The organism is Thalassobacillus hwangdonensis, assembly GCF_042675915.1.
In the GTDB taxonomy this organism is placed as follows: domain Bacteria; phylum Bacillota; class Bacilli; order Bacillales; family Halobacillaceae; genus Thalassobacillus_A; species Thalassobacillus_A hwangdonensis.
In genome coordinates, this window is sequence record NZ_JBHTKL010000001.1 from 385,262 (window position 1) to 410,020 (window position 24,759).

At 42.6% G+C, this 24,759-nt stretch carries 30 protein-coding genes; 21 read left to right on the plus strand and 9 right to left on the minus strand.

Annotated elements, in window-relative coordinates; genetic code table 11:
• Positions 1–102: 102 nt before the first annotated feature.
• Complete coding sequence (locus ACFQ2J_RS02060) at positions 103–585, plus strand: hypothetical protein (RefSeq protein WP_386056126.1); 483 nt, start codon at positions 103–105, stop codon at positions 583–585.
• A 77-nt stretch (positions 586–662) separates the two neighbouring features.
• Here the strand turns inward: ACFQ2J_RS02060 and ACFQ2J_RS02065 are convergent, their stop codons facing one another.
• On the minus strand, positions 663–1,175 hold the full coding sequence (locus ACFQ2J_RS02065) for a DoxX family protein (RefSeq protein ID WP_386056128.1): 513 nt from the start codon (positions 1,173–1,175) through the stop codon (positions 663–665).
• An 862-nt stretch (positions 1,176–2,037) separates the two neighbouring features.
• Between ACFQ2J_RS02065 and ACFQ2J_RS02070 the strand changes: the two genes are divergently transcribed.
• The 3 genes from ACFQ2J_RS02070 to ACFQ2J_RS02080 all read left to right on the plus strand — a co-directional run bounded on the left by ACFQ2J_RS02070 (position 2,038) and on the right by ACFQ2J_RS02080 (position 2,806).
• Positions 2,038–2,262 (plus strand): DUF1659 domain-containing protein, encoded by a 225-nt coding sequence (locus tag ACFQ2J_RS02070; protein WP_386056130.1) that lies wholly within the window; start codon positions 2,038–2,040, stop codon positions 2,260–2,262.
• A 38-nt stretch (positions 2,263–2,300) separates the two neighbouring features.
• Complete coding sequence (locus ACFQ2J_RS02075) at positions 2,301–2,513, plus strand: DUF2922 domain-containing protein (RefSeq protein ID WP_386056131.1); 213 nt, start codon at positions 2,301–2,303, stop codon at positions 2,511–2,513.
• Between the two features lie 152 nt (positions 2,514–2,665).
• Positions 2,666–2,806: a YvrJ family protein gene (locus ACFQ2J_RS02080; RefSeq protein ID WP_386056133.1), complete on the plus strand. Its 141-nt coding sequence runs from the start codon at positions 2,666–2,668 to the stop codon at positions 2,804–2,806.
• 76 nt (positions 2,807–2,882) lie between these two features.
• Here the strand turns inward: ACFQ2J_RS02080 and lepB are convergent, their stop codons facing one another.
• The gene (lepB, locus tag ACFQ2J_RS02085; RefSeq protein ID WP_386056134.1) at positions 2,883–3,404 is read right to left on the minus strand and encodes a signal peptidase I; all 522 of its coding nucleotides are present in this window, start codon (positions 3,402–3,404) and stop codon (positions 2,883–2,885) included.
• A 222-nt stretch (positions 3,405–3,626) separates the two neighbouring features.
• Here lepB and ACFQ2J_RS02090 point away from each other — a divergent pair, with 222 nt between their 5' ends.
• On the plus strand, positions 3,627–3,812 hold the full coding sequence (locus ACFQ2J_RS02090; RefSeq protein WP_386056136.1) for an aspartyl-phosphate phosphatase Spo0E family protein: 186 nt from the start codon (positions 3,627–3,629) through the stop codon (positions 3,810–3,812).
• Between the two features lie 22 nt (positions 3,813–3,834).
• Here ACFQ2J_RS02090 and ACFQ2J_RS02095 read toward each other — a convergent pair whose 3' ends face one another.
• The gene (locus ACFQ2J_RS02095; RefSeq protein WP_386056138.1) at positions 3,835–4,989 is read right to left on the minus strand and encodes an aminotransferase A; all 1,155 of its coding nucleotides are present in this window, start codon (positions 4,987–4,989) and stop codon (positions 3,835–3,837) included.
• A gap of 181 nt (positions 4,990–5,170) precedes the next feature.
• Here ACFQ2J_RS02095 and ACFQ2J_RS02100 point away from each other — a divergent pair, with 181 nt between their 5' ends.
• From ACFQ2J_RS02100 to ACFQ2J_RS02115, 4 genes are all read left to right on the plus strand, one after another.
• Positions 5,171–6,022, plus strand: a complete 852-nt coding sequence (locus tag ACFQ2J_RS02100) for a patatin-like phospholipase family protein (RefSeq protein WP_386056140.1) — start codon at positions 5,171–5,173, stop codon at positions 6,020–6,022.
• Positions 6,023–6,167: 145 nt separating this feature from the next.
• Positions 6,168–6,515 (plus strand): hypothetical protein, encoded by a 348-nt coding sequence (locus ACFQ2J_RS02105; RefSeq protein WP_386056142.1) that lies wholly within the window; start codon positions 6,168–6,170, stop codon positions 6,513–6,515.
• Between the two features lie 184 nt (positions 6,516–6,699).
• The gene (locus ACFQ2J_RS02110) at positions 6,700–6,915 is read left to right on the plus strand and encodes a PLDc N-terminal domain-containing protein (protein ID WP_386058304.1); all 216 of its coding nucleotides are present in this window, start codon (positions 6,700–6,702) and stop codon (positions 6,913–6,915) included.
• A 90-nt stretch (positions 6,916–7,005) separates the two neighbouring features.
• Positions 7,006–7,905 carry a chemotaxis protein gene (locus ACFQ2J_RS02115; protein WP_386056144.1) on the plus strand — a complete coding sequence of 300 codons (900 nt, stop codon included), beginning with the start codon at positions 7,006–7,008 and terminating at the stop codon, positions 7,903–7,905.
• Between the two features lie 84 nt (positions 7,906–7,989).
• On the opposite strand, the gene ACFQ2J_RS02120 is transcribed toward ACFQ2J_RS02115, so the two are convergent.
• Complete coding sequence (locus ACFQ2J_RS02120) at positions 7,990–8,202, minus strand: hypothetical protein (RefSeq protein ID WP_386056146.1); 213 nt, start codon at positions 8,200–8,202, stop codon at positions 7,990–7,992.
• Between the two features lie 104 nt (positions 8,203–8,306).
• On the opposite strand from ACFQ2J_RS02120, the gene ACFQ2J_RS02125 reads away from it, so the two are divergent.
• Positions 8,307–8,624 carry a YbjQ family protein gene (locus ACFQ2J_RS02125; RefSeq protein ID WP_386056148.1) on the plus strand — a complete coding sequence of 106 codons (318 nt, stop codon included), beginning with the start codon at positions 8,307–8,309 and terminating at the stop codon, positions 8,622–8,624.
• Between the two features lie 53 nt (positions 8,625–8,677).
• Here the strand turns inward: ACFQ2J_RS02125 and ACFQ2J_RS02130 are convergent, their stop codons facing one another.
• From ACFQ2J_RS02130 to ACFQ2J_RS02140, 3 genes are all read right to left on the minus strand, one after another.
• The gene (locus ACFQ2J_RS02130; RefSeq protein WP_386056150.1) at positions 8,678–9,154 is read right to left on the minus strand and encodes a YkyB family protein; all 477 of its coding nucleotides are present in this window, start codon (positions 9,152–9,154) and stop codon (positions 8,678–8,680) included.
• Between the two features lie 104 nt (positions 9,155–9,258).
• Complete coding sequence (locus tag ACFQ2J_RS02135; RefSeq protein WP_386056151.1) at positions 9,259–9,837, minus strand: SCO family protein; 579 nt, start codon at positions 9,835–9,837, stop codon at positions 9,259–9,261.
• A gap of 100 nt (positions 9,838–9,937) precedes the next feature.
• The gene (locus tag ACFQ2J_RS02140; RefSeq protein ID WP_386056152.1) at positions 9,938–10,798 is read right to left on the minus strand and encodes a metallophosphoesterase; all 861 of its coding nucleotides are present in this window, start codon (positions 10,796–10,798) and stop codon (positions 9,938–9,940) included.
• Positions 10,799–10,957: 159 nt separating this feature from the next.
• Here ACFQ2J_RS02140 and fadH point away from each other — a divergent pair, with 159 nt between their 5' ends.
• The gene (gene fadH / locus ACFQ2J_RS02145; protein ID WP_386056154.1) at positions 10,958–11,725 is read left to right on the plus strand and encodes a 2,4-dienoyl-CoA reductase; all 768 of its coding nucleotides are present in this window, start codon (positions 10,958–10,960) and stop codon (positions 11,723–11,725) included.
• A gap of 85 nt (positions 11,726–11,810) precedes the next feature.
• Here fadH and trhA read toward each other — a convergent pair whose 3' ends face one another.
• A complete protein-coding gene (trhA, locus tag ACFQ2J_RS02150) occupies positions 11,811–12,446 on the minus strand; it encodes a PAQR family membrane homeostasis protein TrhA (RefSeq protein WP_386056156.1) in 636 nt (211 codons plus the stop codon).
• 417 nt (positions 12,447–12,863) lie between these two features.
• Here trhA and cbpB point away from each other — a divergent pair, with 417 nt between their 5' ends.
• From cbpB to ACFQ2J_RS02180, 6 genes are all read left to right on the plus strand, one after another.
• Entirely contained in the window at positions 12,864–13,310 is a 447-nt protein-coding gene (cbpB, locus tag ACFQ2J_RS02155) for a cyclic-di-AMP-binding protein CbpB (RefSeq protein ID WP_386056158.1), read from the plus strand.
• Between the two features lie 148 nt (positions 13,311–13,458).
• Positions 13,459–14,958, plus strand: a complete 1,500-nt coding sequence (locus ACFQ2J_RS02160; RefSeq protein WP_386056160.1) for an MDR family MFS transporter — start codon at positions 13,459–13,461, stop codon at positions 14,956–14,958.
• A 76-nt stretch (positions 14,959–15,034) separates the two neighbouring features.
• Entirely contained in the window at positions 15,035–15,754 is a 720-nt protein-coding gene (gene dapD, locus ACFQ2J_RS02165) for a 2,3,4,5-tetrahydropyridine-2,6-dicarboxylate N-acetyltransferase (RefSeq protein ID WP_386056161.1), read from the plus strand.
• A 58-nt stretch (positions 15,755–15,812) separates the two neighbouring features.
• Complete coding sequence (locus ACFQ2J_RS02170) at positions 15,813–16,928, plus strand: N-acetyldiaminopimelate deacetylase (RefSeq protein ID WP_386056163.1); 1,116 nt, start codon at positions 15,813–15,815, stop codon at positions 16,926–16,928.
• A 73-nt stretch (positions 16,929–17,001) separates the two neighbouring features.
• On the plus strand, positions 17,002–17,244 hold the full coding sequence (locus ACFQ2J_RS02175; RefSeq protein ID WP_386056165.1) for a YkuS family protein: 243 nt from the start codon (positions 17,002–17,004) through the stop codon (positions 17,242–17,244).
• 46 nt (positions 17,245–17,290) lie between these two features.
• Positions 17,291–18,571: a hemolysin family protein gene (locus ACFQ2J_RS02180; RefSeq protein WP_386056167.1), complete on the plus strand. Its 1,281-nt coding sequence runs from the start codon at positions 17,291–17,293 to the stop codon at positions 18,569–18,571.
• Between the two features lie 61 nt (positions 18,572–18,632).
• Here ACFQ2J_RS02180 and ACFQ2J_RS02185 read toward each other — a convergent pair whose 3' ends face one another.
• Positions 18,633–19,484: a mechanosensitive ion channel family protein gene (locus ACFQ2J_RS02185; RefSeq protein WP_386056169.1), complete on the minus strand. Its 852-nt coding sequence runs from the start codon at positions 19,482–19,484 to the stop codon at positions 18,633–18,635.
• Positions 19,485–19,806: 322 nt separating this feature from the next.
• On the opposite strand from ACFQ2J_RS02185, the gene ACFQ2J_RS02190 reads away from it, so the two are divergent.
• From ACFQ2J_RS02190 to ACFQ2J_RS02205, 4 genes are all read left to right on the plus strand, one after another.
• Complete coding sequence (locus ACFQ2J_RS02190; protein WP_386056170.1) at positions 19,807–20,349, plus strand: peroxiredoxin; 543 nt, start codon at positions 19,807–19,809, stop codon at positions 20,347–20,349.
• Between the two features lie 97 nt (positions 20,350–20,446).
• On the plus strand, positions 20,447–20,896 hold the full coding sequence (locus ACFQ2J_RS02195; protein WP_386056172.1) for a TlpA family protein disulfide reductase: 450 nt from the start codon (positions 20,447–20,449) through the stop codon (positions 20,894–20,896).
• Between the two features lie 169 nt (positions 20,897–21,065).
• Complete coding sequence (locus ACFQ2J_RS02200) at positions 21,066–22,820, plus strand: ABC transporter ATP-binding protein (protein WP_386056174.1); 1,755 nt, start codon at positions 21,066–21,068, stop codon at positions 22,818–22,820.
• Between the two features lie 16 nt (positions 22,821–22,836).
• The gene (locus ACFQ2J_RS02205; RefSeq protein WP_386056176.1) at positions 22,837–24,687 is read left to right on the plus strand and encodes an ABC transporter ATP-binding protein; all 1,851 of its coding nucleotides are present in this window, start codon (positions 22,837–22,839) and stop codon (positions 24,685–24,687) included.
• Positions 24,688–24,759: the final 72 nt, after the last annotated feature.

Genomic DNA, 24,759 nt, shown 5'->3' on the forward strand with positions numbered 1-24,759 from the left:
TGAATGTTTAATTTTGTTAAAGGGTTTAGGTGCAAGCCAAGTTTTTCTGATGAATTTTTTCAAGCGATAGATGAATAAACCTATATAAGAGGAGGGAGATGGATGGAAGGAAGAAAACTCCCGTTTGGATATTGTTATTTATTCAATGCTTCACCTTATAAGGTTAATCAGGGGCCAGCTCCAGGAGAAATGGAAGTCATTCATGAGGATGTGAAAAGGTCAGGGTTCTTAATTGAAAAGAGAGCTAATGCCTTTTTTGTGATTTATGAGAACGAAAAAGAAATACAGTTAGAGCAATTTTCGCTTAATAAGCCCCCAAAAGGTGAAACGAATTTCTACTTGATGAATTTTAAGTCTGATAACGGGAGCATTTATCCAAAAGCTGTGTATGGGGATGAACTGCCAGAGCTCTTATTTTCGAATGTTTATGGTCCGTTAACATTATTCGCGCCAATGGATTTATGGATCGATACGAAGGACAAGGAGGGCAGAGTGATCCATCAACTTCATTTGGTAACTGGAGAAAATCAGATTGTTGTCCTGCTGTTATGGGGTGGCAAGGAATATTTATTTTTAGTTGAATGATCAATGATTCAAAAAGGCATCTCTAGTTGTACGAGATGCCTTTTAAGGTGGCAGGAGCGGTAACAGTACCAATTGGTTCATGTATGGGCTGTTACAGCTTTTTTATTGTTATTTTGTTTCCACTTCATATCTTTCAAGAAAGGGATTACCCAGCGGTCCAAACCATATCGGCCTGCGTTGACCCCTGCAGCTGCAATGAAGATAGTAAGCAGAACCATTTGCGGGTTGGTGCTTGTCGTGCCGCTCAATAGGAAAGCGAAGTTCATTGTCAGTCCCATTACTGCTGCAAAGTTAGTGAAGATACCAAGAATCAGCGCCAGACCTACAAGGAATTCTCCCCACATCACCAAGAATGTAAATGCATCCGCATTAGGAATTGCTACTCCTTCTAAAAAGTTTGCCCACCAGCCCTGCACTGCTGGGTGATCTCCGCCTGCTTTTGCGACAGCACCCTGCAGGTATCCGCCAGCATCAAAACCTCCTGTGATTTTTCCCCATCCAGCTGTCAGCCAAGCGTATCCGATGTAGAACCTCAACACAGTCAGGATACCTGCAGCAATTTTGTTTTCTCTCAAAAAGTTTGCAAACATCGTACTCACTCCTTTTTTAATTTGTTCAATGATTCACAAATGATTGCGAAAAGATACTTTCTACTTATTGAATAGCTGGTATCTTTTACATTTATAATATATCATCATTTGCATAAAAATGGATAACTTTGTTCAGTATTTCACAAATTAGCAATATCTTTTTGACGTAATTGTGAAAACCGCAAAACAAAGGTTGCAGTTTCTCTTGAAGGGGTTTGGGGAAATGCTATAGAGTAAGAAAGCCTGTTAGGGTAAAATAAAGGTGTAGAAAAGAATACAGGGGGTGATGGACGTGTTGGATGTGAGCTTTTTTATCATTTCCATACTGATTCTGTTGATGAACATCGGCTTTTGCATATTTGATAATGGTTAATACTTAATCTGAAGGTGGCTGCGGCCGCCTTTTTTATTTTCATGTTGCTGATTTTTCATCAGAAGTTTATTAAACATTAGGACCGAGTGTCAGGCTAAGGAAATATCGATATAAAGTTCTTCAGACCAAGGGAAAGTGACCTGATAGACTCGTTCACAAATTTCGCATAGGTTGGCGGGAAAACTGCTCGACTCCCGTGGGAGAAGGGCCTAGGCGAGGCCCCACAGGGAGTAAAACGACCGAGGAGGCTCGCCAGCTCCCCACAGGAAAGCGAGTAGTTTCCCCGCCGTCCTTTCCACTGATTCGACAACGCCCCTTAATTATTTCTAAACGCTTTTCCTAGAAATCAGCGAGAAGATGTAACCGAGCTCAAAGTAACAGAAGTGTTCAACAGTAGGACCAATTTTTAAAATACATATAGTTTTTTCATAAGTATGACACCTCCTTAATGCTTTATTTCGATTATGAGTGTGAAAGGAGGTGATCGACATGGCAGTGATGAGCGAGACACAATCATCAAGGTTGCAATTGGTATTCGAAAATGGCGTGGATGGGAAAGGTGAACCTGTCTACAAAACAAAGTCTTTCAACAACGTGAAGACTCAGGCAACTGACGAACAGTTGTATGAAGTTGCCGTAGCGCTGGAACCGTTGCAACAACAGCTTTGGCATTCGATTGAAAGAAATGACAATGCAGTGATCTACAGTATCTAATCAGAAATTATTTTAGTTCAATGGAAGGAGGAGAGAAGATGAAAAAATTGGAATTGAAATTCCTGAACGAAGAGAACAAGACGGTAACGATCTCTTTGGACAACCCGATTGAGCCGGTTGACGCAGTTAAGATCAATCATGCGATGGATACTATACTAGCCCAGAACTGTTTCTTATCAAGCGGTGGAGATCTTGTGTCCAAGAAGCAGGCGCGTATCGTTGAACGCAATGTATCTGAGATTGAACTTTAATTCATAGGAGGTTGTCCCAAGGACAGCCTCCTGTTTTTTTACACTTTAAGAAAGTTTAACTTTTTAAAGCAATAAAGTATTAGAAAATACTAAGGCTATCGCCACTTGGCAAAAAGCCAAGGTTTACTAATTAAAGAAAAAGGAGTGTATGTATGGAGACTTGGATTCCTTTCATTACGGATGTCGGATTCCCGATTGCGGTCACCTTCTATTTGATGCATCGAATCGAAGGGAAGCTCGACATCATGATTGAAAGCTTACATCAATTACCTGCAAAGATTTCTTCCCGTTAATAATGAAAACCGAACAATGCGTGCATACATTGTTCGGTTTTTTGTCATTATGCTGTTATTAAAGAAACCTGACTATTTATCTGGTCAATCCCCACTTATCTAGAGGATAGATAATGAGCTCTGTACGGCCGATGATTTCATTCTCTTTAATATATCCTAAGCCATTGCGACTGTCTTTACTGATGCCGCGATTATCACCCATGACGAAATAATGGCCTTCAGGCACTTTTACCGGTCCGTAATCCATCGTTTCCTGAATGGCTTGGTCTTTCAGATAGGACTGCTTCTGCTTTTTTCCGTTGATATATAATTCATGGTCACGAATTTCTACGGTTTCATTAGGTAAACCGATGATTCGCTTAACATAGCTTTTTAATGGACGATCAATGATGACGATTTCTCCTCGTTCCGGTTCATCCAGATAGTAAATGATTTTATTGAACATGACTCTTTCTCCGCTTTCGAGCGTAGGGTCCATGCTGGCACCTTCGACAATGGAAGTTGCAAAAAAGAACGTACGTAAAGTGAATGCTAATACAATGGCGATGACAATTGCTTTCAGCCATTCCAGCCACTCGTTTTTTGCTGTTTCTGACAAAGTGGATCTTCCCTTCAAATGAATCTTACATTCTTTAACACTACCTTATTTTAACATAGGATCAGGAAATAATAACGTTGGAATTTGTAAAGAATCAAAGAACAAATGTACAGAAAAATGTCGAAAAAAGAAAGGTTTTCACTGATTTTGCGATATGATTTACAGAAGAGAATGTTCATGTCATAATATACCATGTTTTGGTAAATAAATTGGAGGAAGATAATGATGCCTTACCTACATATGGAAAAGAATGATGATGAGTTATTTGATGAAATCCAACGTTACCGTAAGAAGATGTACGTAACAGCAGAAGGTTACGGCAGAGGCAGTGAACGGACTATCAAAGAAAGCCAGAATCTCGACAAGTTGATTGTGGAGTACATGAGAAGACAAGCCAAAGTCAGTTGACATCAACTGACTTTTTGCTTTGTCATGTGCGGTTCATGAATTGTTCCAGACGATCCAGACCTTTTTTCAGTGTTGCTTTATCATATGCGTAAGAGAGTCGCATATGACCTTGCCCGAACGTGGAGAAGGCATCTCCCGGGACAAGAGCAAGACCAGCTTCTTCTACGAGCTGGACTGCCGTATCAAATGAAGATTTACCTTCCAATTCAATTTTCGGAAAGATATAAAACGCCCCACCCGGCACTTCATAGTCGATCCCCATCCCATCCAACCGGGACATGACATAATTCCTGCGTTTTCGATATTCTTCTTTCATTTCAATGGGATCTTCCTTGCCCTCGGTCAATGCTTCGAGAGCTGCATGTTGACTGATGGAGGTCGCGCAGGACACATTATATTGATGCACTTTGAGTACATGCTTCATTAAATTAGCAGGACCGAGGAGGTACCCGATTCTCCAGCCTGTCATTGCATGTGACTTGGAAAGTCCATTGACGAGGAAGACACGGTCTCTCATTGATGAAAGTGAGGCAATCGAAAAGTGTTTATTATCATAAACCAATTCACTGTAAATCTCATCAGCAATGACAAAGATTTCATGCTCAGAGAGAACATCTGCAATCTCTTTCAGTTCTGTCTCAGTCAACGTGACCCCAGTCGGATTGGAAGGGTAAGGCAGGATAATGCATTTAGTGTCTGGTGTAATATGTTCCGATAGGGATGCAGCAGTAAGCTTGAAGCCTGAATCCCTGGTGTCGATATGGACTGGTTTTCCGCCAGCAAGTTTAATTAGTGGTTCATAGCCTGGATAGACAGGGCCAGGAAGAATGACTTCATCACCAGCTGATAGGATGGTACGGAGTGTAATGTCAATCGCCTGGGATGCACCGACTGTCACGATCACTTCTGACTGGGCATCGTATTTTAAATTGTAGTTTCGGTTTGAAAAGTCGGCAATCGCCTTTCGAAGAGGCAAAATGCCGGCATTATGTGTATAGGTCGTATAGTTCCGATCGATTGCCTGTTTTGCTGCTTCCTTGATATGTTCAGGAGTAGTGAAATCCGGCTGACCGATTGTCAACGAAACGATGTCCTCATAATCACCAACCATATTGAAAAATTTCCTGATACCTGAAATCTCTATGTCTTTGATTGTTTGATTTACTAAATGTTCCATGGCAGATCTCCCTATATTAAGTACTTAGGAATGAATAGCTCCTAGCTGCTAAGAAGATGATAACATAGAAGGCCTTATCGAACCTATCAGGACATTCGTATCACTAAGAAGCAAATGGCAAGCGTGAGACGTGCCTGCTTGATATACTTGGAAAAAGAACATCAAAAAAGGAGGGACTAGTATGGAACATGCAGGTCTGATACTGGAAGGCGGAGGAATGCGTGGTACATATACAGCGGGAGTACTTGATTACTTTCTCGATATGGATCTGCATCTACCATTTGTAGCTGGATCATCAGCGGGAGCTTGCAATGGAAGCTCTTATGTATCCAATCAGCGAGGCAGGAATTATGATGTGCTTGTAGGCTACGGAGACCACCCTGAATATATTTCCTACAAACGGATGCTTCAAAGGAAAGGAATTTTCGGGATGGATTTCATCTTCGATAAACTGCCGAATGAACTCGTTCCATTCGATTATGAAACGTTTGAATCCAGAGCTTCTCATTTTGTCGTTGCGACAACGGACATGCATACTGGAAATGCGGTTCACTTCGATGATTTTCCAGACAGAGAGAGCCTGCTTAAAATTATGCGTGCCTCTTGTTCATTACCATTGATCGCGCCTAGCATTTCCTACTCAGGAATGGATTTGATGGATGGAGGAATTGCAGATCCGATTCCGATTGAGTCTTCCATCCGATTCGGCAATAAGAAGCATGTCGTGGTTTTGACGCGCAATGATGGTCACTTCAAGAAAAAGATGCGGATGGCATGGTATTTTGCGAGAAAATACCGGGAATACCCGCATTTTGTCCAGACCCTCCTCAACCGATATAAAAAATACAACAAGATGATTCATCGCCTCCTGGAGATGGAAGAACAGGGTGAAGCGTTCCTCATCCGTCCATTGGAACCATTGACAGTCGGCAGAATCGAGAGGAACAAGCAAAAGCTGCATGAGTTATACATGCAAGGCTACGAGGATATGAAAAAGCAGGAAAAGTCCCTCGAAGCTTTCCTGAAATCGTGATTGAAGCATATCTGATCCGGATCTCCAGTGGAGGCCGGATTTTTTCATGATCAAGCACTTGAGTAATTTGAATAATCTGAAAACAATTCTAAATGAATCCAATCCTGCATAAATCAGAGTAAGCGAATGATTTAGGGGGGAGTACATGGAAAATCTGTATGCATACACAGATTATTTTCCGCGTAAAAGGATTGCCATCGGGGAGAAAGACCGTCTCAGTCTTACAAGAAAAAAGTTTCTTGGAGATGAGAAAGGCATTGAGTACTGGCTGGTCGTAATGAAAGGGTTGGATAAAGGGGATTCCTGCATTACATGGAAGGTGACATTACTGACTTCACAAGCAGAAGGAATCTATGATTTGAAATCCATACCGGTGAAAGAGACAAACCATCTATCGTTTCAGGAGGCGCTGGATACAGTACGGGAATGGGAAGAAAAACTTTTGAATGACCGCTGGTTTGAAACGAATCATGAGACAGAATCAATCGTCTGACTTTCAGGCGAGTTTTTTTGTACTTTACGAATATTTAACTTTATTAAAGGAATAAAGTATAAAAAAATACTAAGGCTTCCTCCATAGTACTTGGCGACAAGCCAAGTTTTTCTAATGTCTTTCAAGAAATGAAACGATTTGCCGATAACAAACGTATGTAAGAATAGGAGGTGGTAAAATGCTTATGGGTGATATTATTGCTGGATCATTCTTTTTGATTTTCTTGTTTTTCGGACTCATTTTATTCATTTTGAATATCGTTACGAGTATATGGGCTTATCGGGACAGCAAACGTAAAGGGCGCAGTCAGGAGTATGCGCTGATCGTCCTGTTCGGTACCATCTTCTTTCCGGTTATCGGTCTGATTGTCTATTTGATCATCCGAAATGATGATATGTGACAATTCTCATAATTCTTTCGACCGATAGATGTCTTTTCAAATGAAAAGCTATATAATGAAATGGACATATTCATGAAAAGAGGCGTTACGATGAATCAAGGGATTTTGCTTGAAAGTGGTACAAATGAACTGGAAGTGGTGGAATTTGGAATTGGTAACAACCGATTCGGTATCAATGTGATCAAGGTCAAAGAAATTTTAAAACCGCTGCCTGTTACGACCATTCCTCACACCCATCCATCAGTTGAAGGGATCGTTGATATCCGTGGAGTAGTCGTGCCGGTCGTTGATGTAGCCCATGCTCTTGGGTTTCCACCGTCTACGGATAATAAAGATGATAAATTCATTCTTTCCGAATTCAATAACATGAAAATGGTGTTTCATGTACATAGCGTCACGCGCATCCATAGAATTTCCTGGGATCGGATCGAAAAGCCTGAAAAGATGTATCAAGGATTGGATACGCAGATTACAGGTGTCATCCAAATGGAAGAGAATATGCTGCTTCTTCTGGATTTCGAAAAGATCGTAGCAGATATCAATCCTGAATCGAGCATTCATAAGAATCAGGTCACAAAGCTAGGTCATCGGGAACGTTCCAATAAGAAAATTCTATTGGCAGAGGATTCAGCATTATTGAGGGGATTACTCCAGGAAACGTTATCAGAGGCGGGGTATGATAACCTTACCCTGTTTGAAGATGGGAAAGCAGCCTATGAACATCTCAATGGTCTGCTGGACCAAGGAAAGTCGATTACGGAAGAATACCAGCTTGTCATTACAGATATTGAAATGCCGCGTATGGATGGACACCATCTGACTAAACGGATCAAAGATGATAGCAGGCTGCAGCAGCTTCCAGTAATCATCTTTTCTTCCTTGATTACGGAGGACCTTCGCCATAAGGGTGAAAAAGTCGGGGCGGATGCTCAAATATCAAAACCTGAAATCGTGGAACTGGTAGAGATGATGGACCAATATATTCTATGAAAAAAGAGCTGCTGACAATGAAGTCAGCGCTCTTTTTGGTTTCCATCGATATTCAATAGTGGTCATATTGAGGGTTGTCCGTGTTCACCTAGGGGTATCCGTAGCTTTGTAAATCGCATCGTGCCATTTGTAGGCTTGTTTTGAAATCGTCTCAGGTGATTGGCTGAGCGGGTGGGCTTTTTTGACGACCTCTTTTTCATAATCACTCAGTCTTTCATAAGTATCACGCATTTCTGTGGTGTATTCCATGTACTTCTTCAAGTGGTATAGAAAATCATTCATTTCATTCATACTCATACTATCATCCTCCTAAAATAATTATTCCTTATTATGTAACTAATGAAACATTTGAAAAGTTTGATACGTAAGAAAGGACATAAGGACAAAAAGGAGAGGATAACATGTTGGTGACGACTACTCCAGACTTACAGAACAAGACGATTGCAACGTACCATGATGTAGTATGTGGAGAAGCGATCATGGGTGCGAATGTAGTGAGGGATTTCATGGCTGGGATATCAGATATTGTAGGTGGAAGAAGTTCTGCTTATGAGGATAAACTGGCTCAAGGCAGGAAAATCGCAATGGATGAGATGAAAGAGCGTGCACGCAACCTTGGTGCAAATGCAATTGTCGGCATCGATCTTGATTTTGAAACATTGAGGGACGGAATGATGATGATTGTGGCAACGGGTACAGCTGTAACCTATATCGACTGACAAATCTGACGAAGAAGGTGTGCCCTTTCCCGGTATGGAAAGGGCACACCTTATCATTTTCGTCTGCCTCTTTGATTCCAAGGCTTTTCGATGGGTTGGCCAAGGGAGGATGATGGAGCAAACCGGCTATGATTAAGAGGGTTGTGCTTCTTTGGAGGAGACCATCCTAAGTAATTGTAGAGAAGTTTCTTCGCTGCTGACAGCGACATGCGAGTTTTTGGGTTGCGATAATTCTGATCTAACTTTCCTAAATGCTCCAGCTGTTGAAAGTCTTCTTTGGAAGCTGGAATATGAAAATAATAATCTGCTACTTTGATCAACAACGTGGAATGCTGACGGCTGAATTTCGGGTGATCAGAATAGTGGAGTCCCATCTTTTCTGCACGGTTTTCATTCAAAAGCCGCTGGATCGTATGTTTTTTCAATTCATATAACTGTTGGGGCTGAGGGGCGGTCTTTGCATGCCGGTTCACTGTGAAGAGTGCGGCAGCGATATCGTTTGTCGCCTGTGTACCATTCGTGCGTTTCATATCTACGCTCCTTTCTATACTTACTATGATAATGGAAGTTCAGTAAAATTACGAATCATGTAAGAAATGGCGCCCCATGTATAAGGATGCGCCATTTTCAGTCTTCAACTGATTTTCTTCAAATCCTCTATGATGCGATCCATTTCATCTGCTTCTGTCCCTTTATAATGCTTGATGACTTTACCTTCTGGTGTAACCAGGTAAAAGCGCGTCCCGTGTGACATTTGATCTGTATCCGGCATGTCCTCGAGTGCAGATTGGAATGATTTATAGGAAAGTTCCCTTACTTCCTCAAACTCGTACCCGGTAAGGAAATCCCACATTTCATAGTCAGGCTGGTAAGCGTCTGCAAAGGCCTTCAACTTTTCAGGTGTATCGGTTTCAGGATCGACACTGAAAGAAACGAGTTGGACATTATCGATTCCTTCATCCTTCATTTTTTGTTGAAGACGAGCCATATTGCCGGTCATCGGAGGACACACTGTGTCGCAGCTTGTGAAAATGAAATCAGCAACCCAATAGGTTCCTTCGTAGTCTTTCAACTTTACTTCATCCCCATTTTGATTGACTGCGGATAATGGTTCTATGTCTCTTGACATATTTTCTTCAATTTCGCCTCCGCATGCAGCTAGAAACACTAGGAGCAAAAATGTTGGAATGAAGAGCTTCATTCTATTCATCATGATATAAGTACCTCCACATTGTCATGTATGTCGGACCTATTGTAACATGTTCATGCTTAAAACTGCGAAGGTACCGATGGTTTTCACAAAACTGTTCGATTTAGCTGGGCTGGGACAATCGGAATAAGGTAATTTCAGGCTTGCATAGGAATCGGTATGGCATTCTGGTCGTTCCAATCCCTCTCGTTACATACAACTTCATTGAGTCACTGCCCACATCATGCCAACCCTCCACATACTTCTTTGCCAAAGGGGGAGTGATCAGGTCACCGACGATTGGCAGGCGTATTTGTCCTCCGTGACTATGACCGGATAACTGTAGGTCCACCTGGTATCGGCTTGCTTCATCTGCAAAATCAGGCTCATGACAAAGTAAGATGGTGAACAGATCTTCAGGAACCCCATCAAGTGTCCGGTGCAAATTCGGCTTACCGAGCATGACATCATCCAGGCCTGCCATGGCAATTGATGCCTCACCCTGATTTACTATTGTATGCTGGTTTCTTAAGAGTTGAAAACCGCCCTTTTTCATTGTCTGATCTACTATGTCTGTACCGTACCCTCCATGATCATGGTTGCCGTAGATCCAAAACTTGCCGTATGGTGCGTTCAACTTTGACAACAGACCTTCCAATCGATTGTTCCACGAATAGGCATTCGGCTGATCTACCAGGTCCCCGGCAAATACGATTAAATCAGGAGATTCTTTATTGATGGAGTTTACAAGCTTTTCGAACTGATTCAGATCATAATTGAATCCGAGATGTGTATCAGAAAACAGTAGTATCTTGAAATCCTGGAAGCTGGAAGGAATCGTTTGGGAAGCGATCGTTTCTTTCTTTACGTCCAGCATGTCAGTTTCGATATATCTTGCATAATAGTACCCGCCACTTGATAGGCCGAATATAGCAAAAACACTAGTAAGTGCCTTTTTTAAGAATGTTCGTCTGGTAATCCTCATCAGAAGTTCCTCTCCTTCAATGCTTTCACATGAATTATAGCATGAAGAAAGCGCAGCAAAGGGTGACGCAAAAAAATGTTAGAAGAATGAAAAAACACGAAAAATGAACAGGAATTCATTTTTTTATGTGGAACTAGTAAGGGTAGAGGAGGAATGTTGATGGAGAATCAAGTAGTAATTGTCACTGGAGGTTCCAGTGGAATGGGGAAATACATGGCCAAAAAATTCATCGAAGAAGGTGCGAAAGTAGCGATAACAGGCCGAAGTGAAGAAAGGCTGAACGAAGCAGGGCTCGAGATCGCAAAAGGTGCAGAAGACCGCTTATTAAAAATCGTCATGGATGTTAGAAATACAGATGACGTGCAAAGAATGGTTAAAGAGACTGTCGAAACATTCGGTGGTATCGATCACCTGATCAATAATGCTGCGGGGAATTTCATTGCACCTGCTGAAAAGCTGTCACCGAATGGTTGGAAATCTGTAATCGATATAGTCTTGAATGGAACGTTCTACTGCAGTCACGCGGTAGGTCACTACTGGATTGAGAACAAAAAGAAAGGCACCATCCTCAATATGGTTGCTACATATGCTTGGAATGCAGGGGCTGGCGTGATTCATTCCGCAGCTGCGAAAGCTGGTGTTCTATCCATGACAAGGACACTTGCGGTCGAATGGGGCTCAAGATATGGAGTACGCGTGAATGCAATTGCTCCAGGGCCGATTGAACGTACTGGCGGAGCGGATAAACTGTTTGAATCCGAAGAAGCTGCAAAGCGTACATTGGAATCTGTACCTCTTAAACGATTGGGGCAACCGGAAGAGATTGCAGACCTGGCACACTTCATCCTGTCAGACAAAGCATCGTATATGAATGGTGAAGTTGTGACGTTGGACGGTGGCCAATGGCTTAATCCATTCCCGTTTTAATTGATAGGTGATTACGAATGAAGAGGACCCGGACAACAATGTTGTCCGGGTCCTCTTTTTACATTATCTATATTGGTGCTTCTTATTAAATGATGTAAAAGAATATAGTGAAGAAATGGAGAATGGAACCTCCTAATACGAACAAATGCCATACCATATGATGGAAAGGAAAGCTTCGCCATACATAGAAGATGCTTCCGATTGAATAGAGCACACCTCCGACAACAAGGTAAGTGATACCTGCTGCAGGCAGCTCTGCAGTCAATGGTCCCCATGCAAGGACGATCAGCCAGCCCATAAGAACGTAAAACGCCGTCGAAAGAACGACAAACCGCTTCACGAAAAAGACTTTGAAGATGATACCTAACAAGGCAATGCCCCACACGATTCCGAATATCGTCCAGCCAAGCGTTCCACGCAGTGGCACAAGCATGATAGGTGTGTACGTACCTGCGATGAATAAGTAAATGGCAGAGTGGTCGAAGATCTCAAATAGGTCTTTGGCTTTTCCTTTCGGGAAGCTGTGTACCAATGTGGAAGAGGTGTACATCAATAGCATCGTTGCTCCATAAATGGATACGGATACGATATGCCAGGCGTTCCCTTTAAGACTGGCGAATACGATAAGCAGTACTAGTGCAGCTATACTTAGCAGCACACCTATTCCATGGGTAATCGCGTGGGAAATTTCTTCACGCTTAGTAAATGTATGGGTGGTCATAGTCGTACATCCCCTCAATTAACATAAGATGGTTTCCATTATCTCATGATTGCATCAAATCTTCCACAAATATCACAAGGATTATTATGCTTTCATATAGTATCAAAAAGGATGATTTCATTGTTTTATAAATGCCCTGTATGCTGCCTGATTTTTCGTGAACCAGGAACCTGTAATCATTGTAATGAAGGTGCGCTGACAGAATTGATCATAAATTTAGAAAAAGATAGTGATGGGAAGAGGTTTGAAAAAAGGTAGGAACTGGGTATCGTTTACAGCTGAAATCAATAGCTGAAAAGGGGACCTTACAGGAGAAGTAGTGTAGTTTTACTTACTTGGTTTGTGTTAAACTTAATGTGGTAATTGATGTGCGTGTAGGCATACTCCTTCAGCTGCAAGATCAAAGGGAGTGTCAAGATGATTCATGTAGAGAACAACGAACTATTACAACTTAGTGTCAACGATTTAATGATACCATCAGAAAAAGTGGCTCATGTCCAAATGGGGAACCCTTTGGAACATGCGTTGCTTGTATTGGTTAAATCCGGTTATTCGGCAGTTCCGGTTCTGGACCCTACCTATAAATTGCAAGGTGTCATCAGTAAAACCTTGATTATCGAGCAGACGCTTGGAATAGAGAGGTTCGAACTGGATAAACTCTCGGAAATGGTTGTCAGTGATGTCGTGAACGAAGATATCCCGTGCCTCAGTCGTTATGATTCATTTTTGAAGGCGTTGAAGGTCGTAATCGACCATCCATTCGTTTGTGTTGCAGATCAGGATGGAAGATTTGACGGGATCCTAACTCGAAGAGCAATATTAAAGCAGTTGAATAAACATTTACACGCATTGAGACAAGCGTGATTACGTGAAGTCTCTGATCAAAGGAATAAAGATTGACTGAGTGGATGAGAATACCTCCTCGAATGATGCCCGGAATAATCGGGTGGAAGGGGGTGTTCTCATCCTCTCTTATAGGACAATCCTTCAACTGCAAAAGACAAAAGAGGTAATGGAAATGAATGAAAAGCAGCAAGTACATAAGAAACCGATCAAACGTCCGTTAGTATTAGCCTCCATCATGCTGGCTATGTTTCTAGCAGCAATCGAAGCGACGATCGTTTCGACCGCAATGCCAAGTATTGTTGCAGATTTAGGAGGATTCAGCAAATACAGCTGGGTGTTTTCAGCTTATTTATTGACGAATGCATCCACGGTGTTGATTTTTGGTAAACTGTCCGATATTTTCGGTAGAAAACCGATCTTTTTAACTGGGATATCTATCTTTCTATTAGGTTCGATCTTCAGTGCCTTATCCATTTCTATGGATATGCTGATTGCTGCCAGGCTATTGCAGGGACTGGGGGCTGGAGCTTTGATGCCGATAGCGACGACCATTGTCGGAGATATCTATACGAAAGAAGAACGTGCCAATATACAAGGGTATCTTTCGAGTGTATGGGGGATTTCAGCAGTTACCGGACCGGCGCTCGGTGGTTTTTTCGTTGATGTGCTCAGCTGGCCGTATGTATTCTGGATGAACCTTCCACTCGGGGTGCTGGCATTGATCGGAATCCTGGTATTTTTCCGGGAAGACGTGGACAAGGAAGATCGATCCATCGATTATGGTGGTTCGGTACTGATGATGCTTGCTGTCAGTACGCTGATGATCATCCTTGTCGAAGGTGGAGTGGGAATACCATGGAACTCACCGCTCATGTACCTGTTAAGTGCTATTACAGTATCAGGATTCCTATTGTTTGTCTTCCAGGAATTGAGGGTAAAGTCACCCATGATGCCGTTCCATATTTGGAAGTACAGGTCAATCGCAGTAGCGAATGTAACTTCGTTGACGACAGGCATGATATTGATTGGTGTATCCAGTTATCTGCCTGCATTCGTACAAGGGGTGATGGAAAAGTCAGCTACCGTAGCCGGTTTCACTTTGACAACGATGTCGATCGGTTGGCCGATATCTTCCGCACTTGCAGGTAGATTACTGCTCCGTATCGGATTCCGAACGACATCATTGATTGGTGGCAGCTCGTTGATCATTGGAGGAATCTTCTTTTTCATGCTTTCTCCTGATAAAGGACCATTATGGGCAGCAGCAGGTTCTTTCTTCATTGGTGTAGGGATGGGGCTGTGTACCACTTCGTTCATTGTTTCCATTCAGAGCACTGTAGACTGGAAGACAAGAGGAATCGCTACTGCTTCGAATATGTTCATGCGCTCGCTTGGGAGTGCAATAGGAGCGGCCCTGCTTGGGGGTCTATTGAACAGTAAAATACAAAGTGATATCCAGCAGGCGGACATGGGGGACGAGCTCGATGTCGATTCGACGAATATCCTGCTTGATCCAGATAAACGTGGAGAATTATCCACAGAAGCAATTCGCGTGCTTCAAGATGCATTAAGCTCAGGATTGCACTACGTCTATATCGGTCTTCTTTGTCTTGCAATCATCAGTTTTCTGTTGATTACTCTATTGCCTAAAGGAGATCGGGCATGAATTTCTTGTCACAAACTTTTCACTTTGATAAAGTAAATGAAGCGAATATAAGAAAGATCCAAGGAGGACGATGTAAATGAAACAAATGGATGCAAATGAAATCATCTCTTTTATTTCCAATAGTAAGAAGTCAACCCCGGTGAAAGTTTATCTTAAAGGGGATAACATCAACGAGCTTGATTTCGGCGAGAATATCCAGGACTTCATCGATGGAAAGTCAGGTGTCATATTCGGTGAGTGGAAAGACGTCAAAGCATTCCTTGACCAGCATGGCAAGCAGATCGAAGATTATGTCATCGAAAATGATCGCCGTAACTCAGCGATTCCATTGCTTGATATGAAAAATATCAATGCACGTATCGAACCGGGTGCCGTAATCCGTGATCAGGTGGAAATTGGTGACGGAGCAGTCATTATGATGGGTGCTATGATCAACATCGGTTCTGTCGTAGGTGAAGGCACGATGATCGATATGAATGTCGTGCTTGGTGGCCGTGCCACTGTCGGTAAGAACTGCCACATCGGAGCAGGAGCTGTCCTTGCCGGTGTCATTGAACCACCATCTGCCAGCCCAGTCGTCATTGAGGACGGTGTTGTAATCGGAGCGAATGCAGTGATCCTTGAAGGAGTCACGGTTGGTGAAGGTTCCGTCGTTGCAGCAGGGTCGATCGTAACGCAGGATGTTCCTCCAAATACATTGGTAGCTGGAACACCAGCAAAGAAGCTGAAAGATATCGACGATCAGACAAAATCCAAAACAGAAATCAAACAGGAACTACGTAAATTGAATGATTGATTCTGAAAGGCCTTGCTATGCAGCAGGGCCTTTTACATAAGGAAGAGGTGAAAAACAGGTGTCAGATTTGATTTCAATTCGCAGAGAACTGCACCAAATCCCTGAGTTGGGGTATAAGGAATTCAAGACGCAGGCATATCTATTGGAAAAGATTCGCTCATTACCCCAGGAGCACCTGGAAATCAAAACGTGGAAAACAGGCATCCTTGTACGCGTGAAAGGTCTCAATCCGAAGCAGACCATCGGATATCGAGCGGATATCGACGGGTTGCCGATTGCTGAAAAGACAGCGTACCCCTTTGCGTCGACACATGAGGGGCAGATGCATGCATGTGGACATGACTTCCATATGACGATTGCGCTTGGAGCATTGGAGAAGCTAGCCTATAAGCCGACTGACGATCATGTGCTTTTCATTTTCCAGCCTGCAGAAGAAGGTCCTGGAGGTGCTGAACCACTTCTACAAACCAATGAATTCAAAGCATGGAAGCCTGATAACATCTTTGCGCTTCATATCGCTCCTGAGCTGCCTGTCGGAACAGTTGCTTCTCGGGAAGGTCTCTTGTTCGCAAATACGAGTGAACTGTTCATTGATCTTGAAGGGAAAGGCGGTCATGCAGCCTATCCTCACTTCACCCATGACATGGTGGTAGCTGCCAGTTACTTTGTGACGCAGCTGCAGCAAATCGTCTCGCGCAGAATCAACCCGCTTGATAGTGCTGTCATTACCATAGGCAAAATAGAAGGTGGAACTGTCCAGAATATTATCGCAGAACATGCCAGGCTCGAAGGGACAATCCGGACAATGTCACCTGAGGCGATGAAACAAGTGAAACAGTTTATCGAAAACGCTGCCCGTGGCCTGGAACTCGGACATGAATGTAAAGTATCCATTGACTATGGAGCAAACTATCATCAGGTGACGAACAATGGTGAGCTTGTCGATCGATTTGCTGAAGTGACTCTGGATCAAGGTTTTACTTATGAACAAGCTCCACCTGCTATGACAGGTGAAGATTTCGGGTATATGGTAAAAGAGATACCGGGCTTCATGTTCTGGCTGGGTGTTGATTCCGAATACGGGCTTCATCATGCAAAACTCAAACCAGACGAAAAAGCAATTGGTGTAGGAGTGCAACTCGTCGAATCGATGATCCGTAAATGGCGTGGATAATTCTTGTGCATACCAAGATCCCCTAAGGAAAGACTAATAGGTGATTTTCACTAAAGTCGAGGAGGAGATCTTTATGACAAGGATAGCAGTGGAAGAAAACTTAGCAGATGTACGAGCTGCACTTCAGCAAAAAGGGTACGACATCGTCACATTGAAAAATGAGAAGGATGCTGAAGGCTGTGATTGCTGTGTCATTTCAGGGCAGGACAAAAACACGATGGGCATGGCGACTGCGTCAACACAAGGTGCGGTCATCAATGCCGATGGGTGTACTGCTGATGAAGTGTGCCAGCAGGTGGAACAAAGGTTTCAATAAATAGAGGGATGGGTGACCATCCCAATACATAGAAGGGGAGAGTGTAATGGAATCAACGATTAAATTGTTGGCAGTTGCTTTACTGATCGTTCTGACTGCTTTTTTTGTAGCGAGTGAGTTTGCAATCGTAAAGGTCCGTAAATCGAAAATGGAATCGAGAGCAAATGAAGGCGATAAGAAGGCAGAATACTCGTTGAAACTGTTGAATAATCTCGATTACTACTTATCTGCCTGTCAACTTGGGATCACCATTACCGCTCTCGGGTTAGGTTGGCTTGGAGAACCTACCCTTGAGCATTTATTGAGTCCACTCCTTGAACGATTCGACTTGCCGTCTGCCATCAGTCATACGATTTCATTTGCACTTGCATTCTTCATCATCACCTTTTTGCATGTCGTACTTGGAGAACTTGCCCCAAAAACGGTAGCGATCCAAAAGGCAGAAGGTGTTACTTTGCTTCTGTCTAGACCATTGGTTTGGTTCAGCAAATTGATGTATCCGCTGATCTGGCTCTTGAATGGCTCTGCCAATGTCCTTGTCCGTATGTTCGGACTTCAGACGGCCAAGGAGTCAGAGGAAGTCCATTCAGAAGACGAGCTTCGCTACATCATGACACGGAGTTTCCAAAAAGGGGAGATCAACCGATCCGAATACCATTATGTGGACCGGATCTTCGAATTTGATAATCGCACAGCGAAAGAGATCATGATTCCCCGTACCGAAATGGTTGTCATCGACATCAATGATTCCCTGAACACTGTGTTAAGGGATGTAAAGCAGGAACGGTTCACGAGATATCCCGTGATTGATGATGATAAGGACCATGTCCTAGGTGTCATCCATATGAAAGAACTTTTCTATAATGATGTCGAGTCCCAAGGGATTGAACCATTCATCCGCCCGGTACTTAAAGTGTTTGAAAATATCCCGATCAACGATCTGCTGGTGAGAATGAGAAAGGACAGAAACCATTTAGCTGTGTTGACGGATGAATATGGTGGTACTTCCGGGCTGGTAACGATCGAAGACATTGTAGAAGAAATCGTTGGAGAAATAAGGGATGAGTTCGACCATGAAGAAGAACGAGCCATCAAGCGTTTGAAAAATGGACATTTTCTTGTGGAAGGTAAGGTCTCCATTCAGGACGTTAACGAGTATTTTGAAATTCAACTGCAACAGGATGATGTGGATACGATTTCAGGCTGGATTTATATGCAGGATATCGATGCAGCCGAAGGGACTGTTCTTACTCATGAGTCCTATCACTTCAAAGTGGTAGATAAGGAAGGTAGTCAAATCAAGCAAGTGGAAGTATGGAAAGAATAGAATGAAAATTAGAAAGCCCCGAACAATTCCATTGTTCGGGGCTTTCCTTTCACTGCCTCTATTAAACTTGATCTTCTTTTTTCTCAATAAACACTTGGTGTGGGAATGGAATCTCGATGCCTGCTTGATCAAGCGCTACTTTCATCGCTTTTCTCAAATCGCGTTCGACAGCCCATTGCTGCATGTTCTCCGTCTTACCAAGTACACGTAAGACGACATCTGACGATCCTAGGCTTTGGACTCCAAGGACGCTAGGTCCTTCTTTGAAGCGTTCATCGTTTTGCTCGAAGTCTTCACAAACTTTTTGCAGAACTTCGATCGCTGCATCAATATTCTCATCATATCCAATTCCGATGTCCACCAGTGCACGCATGTTTCCGCGAGAATGGTTACTCACACCGACAAGCTCACGGTTCGGGACAAAGTGTAGTGTACCATCAAACCCGCGAATTTTAGTTGTACGTAAGCCAAGTTCTTCAACAACACCGTCATACCCACCGGTCGTAACGTAATCCTCCACATCCAATTGACGTTCCAACAGGATGAAAAAGCCGGTTACGATATCACTGACAAGTCCTTGTGCACCGAACCCGATAGCTAGACCGATGATTCCAGCGCTTGCAAGAAGAGGTCCAATTGGCAAACCGATCAATTCCATGAACATCATAATAAAAATGAAAATCAGTACATAGGAAACAATATTCTCCCCGAGGTTCTCCAACGTCTGAGTGCGTCCTTCGGTCAGCTTCCTGGATTTACTCGTCTTTTGAATGGATGCACGAATTATTTTTTTCAATAACGGGCTGATGATCAGAAAAGCGATAATCAATGCTCCGATTTTCAACCCGACAGTAATCAACACATCTGCGATTTCTGCTAAGTTCAATTCAAATCCTTCTTCAAAAAAGTTCATATTATTGCTCCCTTCAATACACGTATAGTAAATAGAATAGCGAAAAGAGCATCATCATTTCAACCATAAGCTCTCAATATAAGACATAATCGTACATCATTCTTCTTTAAAGTTGGAAAAACATTCATATCATTTTACAAAGCTCGACACTTGTTGTTTAATGAGTATGGGTTCTGGTTATATTAGTATGGTGTAAAAGAAAATCAGCCATACTTTAATTGTATTTATTATTACGTAACATTGACTTTAATCAGGCTGCTAGCTATAATTGTAATCGTGAGAAAATTTTTACGACGAATATAATCATTTGGAGGGATATGACATGGCAGAACGTATGGTAGCAAAACAGGCACCTCGCTTCGAAATGGATGCGGTGCTTTCCAACAAGGAATTCGGTAAAGTATCTTTGGAAGAAAACATGAAAAACGACAAATGGACAGTACTTTTCTTCTATCCAATGGATTTCACATTCGTATGTCCTACAGAAATCACTGCATTGTCTGATCGTTATGATGAGTTCGAAGATCTTGATGCAGAAGTGGTAGGAGTATCCACGGATACGATCCACACACACTTGGCATGGATCAACACTTCCCGTGACGAAAACGGTCTTGGCGATCTTGCATATCCACTAGCTGCGGATACGAATCACCAGGTCTCCAAAGACTTCGGTGTCCTGATTGAAGATGAAGGTGTCGCACTTCGCGGACTATTCATCATCAGCCCTGAAGGTGAATTGATGTATCAAGTAGTAAACCACAACAACATCGGTCGTGATGTTGATGAGACGCTACGTGTACTTCAAGCACTTCAAACTGGCGGCCTTTGCCCGGCGAACTGGAAGCCTGGACAGGAAACGCTTTAAACGGACAAGCATACTCGAATGATCGAAAAGGGGTCTAACAATTGTTGTTAGGCCCTTTTACAAACGATAAAAATGAATTACGGTAAGGAGGATTCCTATGCGTCTTAGACAACCAATGCCTGAACTTGAAGGTGCTACAGAGTGGTTGAACGGAGAAGTCACGAAGAGTGATTTGGTAGGCGGCAAACCGACACTGATCCATTTCTGGTCTGTAAGCTGTGGACTTTGTAAAGAAGCGATGCCAAATGTAAATGAGTTCCGCGATGAATATAAAGATGAGTTGAATGTAATTGCGGTGCATATGCCACGATCTGAGAAAGATTTGGATCTGGATACGATCAAAGAAGTCGCTGCTGAGCACGAAATTACACAGCCGATCTTCGTAGATAACAAACATGCGCTGACAGATGCATTTGAGAACCAGTATGTCCCGGCTTACTATGTATTTGATGAAGAAGGAAATCTTCGTCACTTCCAAGCGGGCGGGGGCGGTATGAAAATGCTGCGTAAGCGTGTCAACCGTGTACTAGGTAAGAATGAAAAATAAACAACAGCCACCAGAATCTCTGGTGGTTTTTTTATCTGCGTCATTGTCGGAATAGTTGGAATTATTAATTCTTTTGCATTTTTTAAAATAATCGGTCGTAAAGGTGGAAAATTATTTCGTAACCCGATATATTATTAATTACGTTAAAAATTTACAAGGGGGGAGACATATGGATACATTTAAGAAACTGAAAGAATTCTATTGGCCATTCAAACGGTTTTTCTTATGGTCCTTATTTTTCTTGTTATTCGTCACCGGGATTACGCTGGTCTATCCTATTATATTGAAAGTGACCATCGATGATGTAGTGCTTGATGAACAATATGATCTAATACCATACTTAGCTGGCGGGTTCATACTAATCATGGCAGTCAAAGGCGTCGCCACATACTTTCAACAATACTTAGGAGACTTATTTGGAATACGATCCGTCTATACCCTAAGAGATGGTCTATATAAAAAGCTGCAGCGCCTTCCATTCAGATATTATGATAATGCCAAGACTGGAGACTTGATGTCCAGATTGACTGCCGATGTAGAAGGGTTCCGCTTCTTCCTGTCATTCGGTTTCAATGAACTGATTCGTATTGTTCTTTTGATTGTAAGCAGCCTAGCTGTAATGTTTTATTTTTCAATACCTTTGGCACTGGTTACTATGGCCGCGATGCCATTTCTCGCAGTTGTCGTCTATATGTTCGACAAACGTGTACACCCTGCATTCCGGGGAATTCGTAAATCGTTCGGGAAACTTAATACAAGAGTCCAGGAAAATATCAGTGGAATGAACACAGTAAAATCTCTTTCACGTGAAGGCTTCGAAGTCGACCGTTTTCTTCATAGAAATGATGATTACCGTACCAACTATATAACCACTGCAAACATTTGGGCTAAATACTTTCCTTTAATGGAATTTATCGGGAATATTTCGGTTGTGGTCCTGCTTGCTTATGGTGGCTCCCTTGTCGTAAACGGCCAACTTCAATTAGGGGAGTTAGTCGCATTTTTCAGTCTCGTCTGGTATATCCTTGGTCCATTGATGAACTTCGGATTTGTAATCAACTTATTTTCTCAGTCAAAAGCTTCCGGAGAACGTCTTTTGGAAATACTTGAAGCGAATGAGGATATTGATGAAAAAGAAGAAGCTATTCATGAAGAACGTCTGAAAGGACATGTAACGTTTGAAAATGTCACGTTGACTTACACCGAAGATGACGATTCTGCTTTGAAGGACATCAATTTCGATGCTCCTCCTGGTAAAGTCGTAGGACTTATCGGCTCTACTGGCTCTGGAAAAACCAGTATTACACAGTTGATCACTCGTTTTTATGAGCCTGAGCAAGGGACAGTTTCCATTGATGGAAAACCCGTCGATCAATATACACTTAAAAGCCTGAGAAGAAATATTGGTTTCGTTCTACAAGAATCATTTTTGTTCTCTACTTCTATTAAAGAAAACATTGCATATGGAAATCCTGATGCGACTATGGACGAAGTGATTGATGCTGCTAAACGCGCTCAAGCACATGACTTTATTATGGATATGCCGGAGGGCTACGACACGCTGCTTGGTGAGAGAGGAATGGGCCTCTCAGGCGGTCAAAAGCAACGTATTGCTATCGCAAGAGCAATTCTGATCGATCCAAGTGTGCTTGTACTTGATGATGCTACGTCTGCTGTGGATATGGAAACGGAATTCAAGATCCAAAAAGCATTGAAAGAAGTAATGCGTGGCAGAACTACATTCATCATTGCACACCGGATTTCTTCTTTGAAACATGCGGATGAAATTCTAGTGTTGGAAGATGGACGAATCAAAGAAAGAGGAAAGCATGAAAAGCTGCTTTCTAATGGTGGTCCATACCAGCGGATCTATGATATTCAATATCAGGATAAAGAAAAGATTCTGAAGGCTTCAAACAGCTGAAGAGAGGAGGGAAAGTATGGTCCGTAACAATAGAAAAGGAAAGCAAAAGGAAACGAATAAGCATTTGAACCGCTTTCACTATACAGTAGATCAGGCAATTGAAAAACCTTTTAACTGGGAACAGATGGCACGTATGCTTCAATACTTGAAGCCATATTCAAAAAGACTTCTTCCGGCTGCAATCATCGCAATGTTGATTTCTACACTTGTTCGGCTGGCTGTGCCAATTCTAATTGGTAAAGTTGCAATCGATATCGCTTTAGAAAACAAGGATGTCCCCTTACTGATTCAATTGGTCGTAGGTATTGGACTGCTTTACTTGTTTAGTTATGTTGGAAATGTTTTTAGAATCAAATGGGTGAATATACTAGGACAAAATGTCATCTATGATTTGCGTAAGCATTTATTCTCTCACGTCCAGCGCTTGTCCCATCGTTTCTTTGATTCGAGATCCGCAGGGTCCATTCTGGTGAGAATCATGAATGATATCAATTCATTACAGGAACTTTTCACAAACGGAATCATCAATCTGCTTATGGATATCGTGACGTTACTCGGTATCATCATCATCCTGTTTGTCTTAAGTCCTAAATTGGCACTAGCAATCATGGTCATCCTGCCAATCATGTTCTACATTTCTACGAAGCTTAGAAGGAGTATCCGCCGTTCATGGCAGGATGTCCGTATTCAGCAATCCCGTCTTAATTCCCACTTGAATGAAAGTATCCAGGGAATCAGAATTACGCAATCTTTTTCGCAGGAAAAAGAAAACACTGCGTTTTTTGATGGGGTAAACACTGATAACTATGAGTCATGGCGTAACGCAACGAAAAAAAGTGCCATGTTTCGTCCTTTTGTAGAAATGAGTAATGCAATCGGAACAGCGATCCTTATTTCCTATGGTGCGATCCTAATTATCCAGGGTCCATCCAATGGTGGAATAGAGGTTGGTACCTTTGTATCTTTTGCCTTTTTCCTCGGAATGTTCTGGGAGCCGATTTCACGATTAGGCCAGATGTACAATCAGCTATTGATGGCAATGGCTGCATCGGAAAGAATCTTTGAATTCCTGGATGAAGAACCGAATGTAGACGAAAAGAAAAATGCGAAGAAGCTTGATTCGATCAAGGGTCATATCGAATTCGATCATGTGCAGTTCGCGTATGATGAGAAGAGGATCGCACTCCATGATATCAACCTTGAGATGAAGCAAGGGCAGACGGTAGCACTGGTCGGTCATACAGGATCCGGTAAAACGACGATCGCCAATCTGATCAGCCGTTTCTATGATCCTACCAAAGGTGCAGTCAAGATCGATGGTCATGATCTGAGGGATGTGAAGATAGACAGTATACGTCAGCAAATCAGTGTCGTCTTACAGGATACCTTCATCTTCTCCGGTACAATCATGGAAAACATCCGATTTGGAAGACCTGATGCATCCGATGAGGAAGTGATGGAGGCTGCTAAAGTCGTAGGGGCTGACGATTTCATTCAGCGATTATCGGAAGGGTATCAGACCGAAGTGGAAGAGAGAGGTAATGTGCTCTCTGCAGGGGAACGACAATTACTATCCTTTGCACGTGCCCTGCTTGCGGACCCTAGAATCCTCATTTTGGATGAGGCGACAGCTAGCATCGATACAGAAACAGAAATGAAGATACAGCACGCGCTTAAGAGACTGCTTAAAGGAAGGACGGCAATCATCATTGCACACCGCTTGTCTACCATCCGGGAAGCGGACCATATTTTCGTTCTGGAAAATGGCAGGATCCTTGAGCAGGGTAATCACGATGAGCTGATGGAACAACAGGGAGAATACTTCGACTTAGTCAAAACACAATTCCAAATGCTCGATGCAATTTGATCAAAACCCAGCCGCATTATAGTGGCTGGGTTTTATTTGCTCGGATATAACATTCACCAACACTTTGTGATA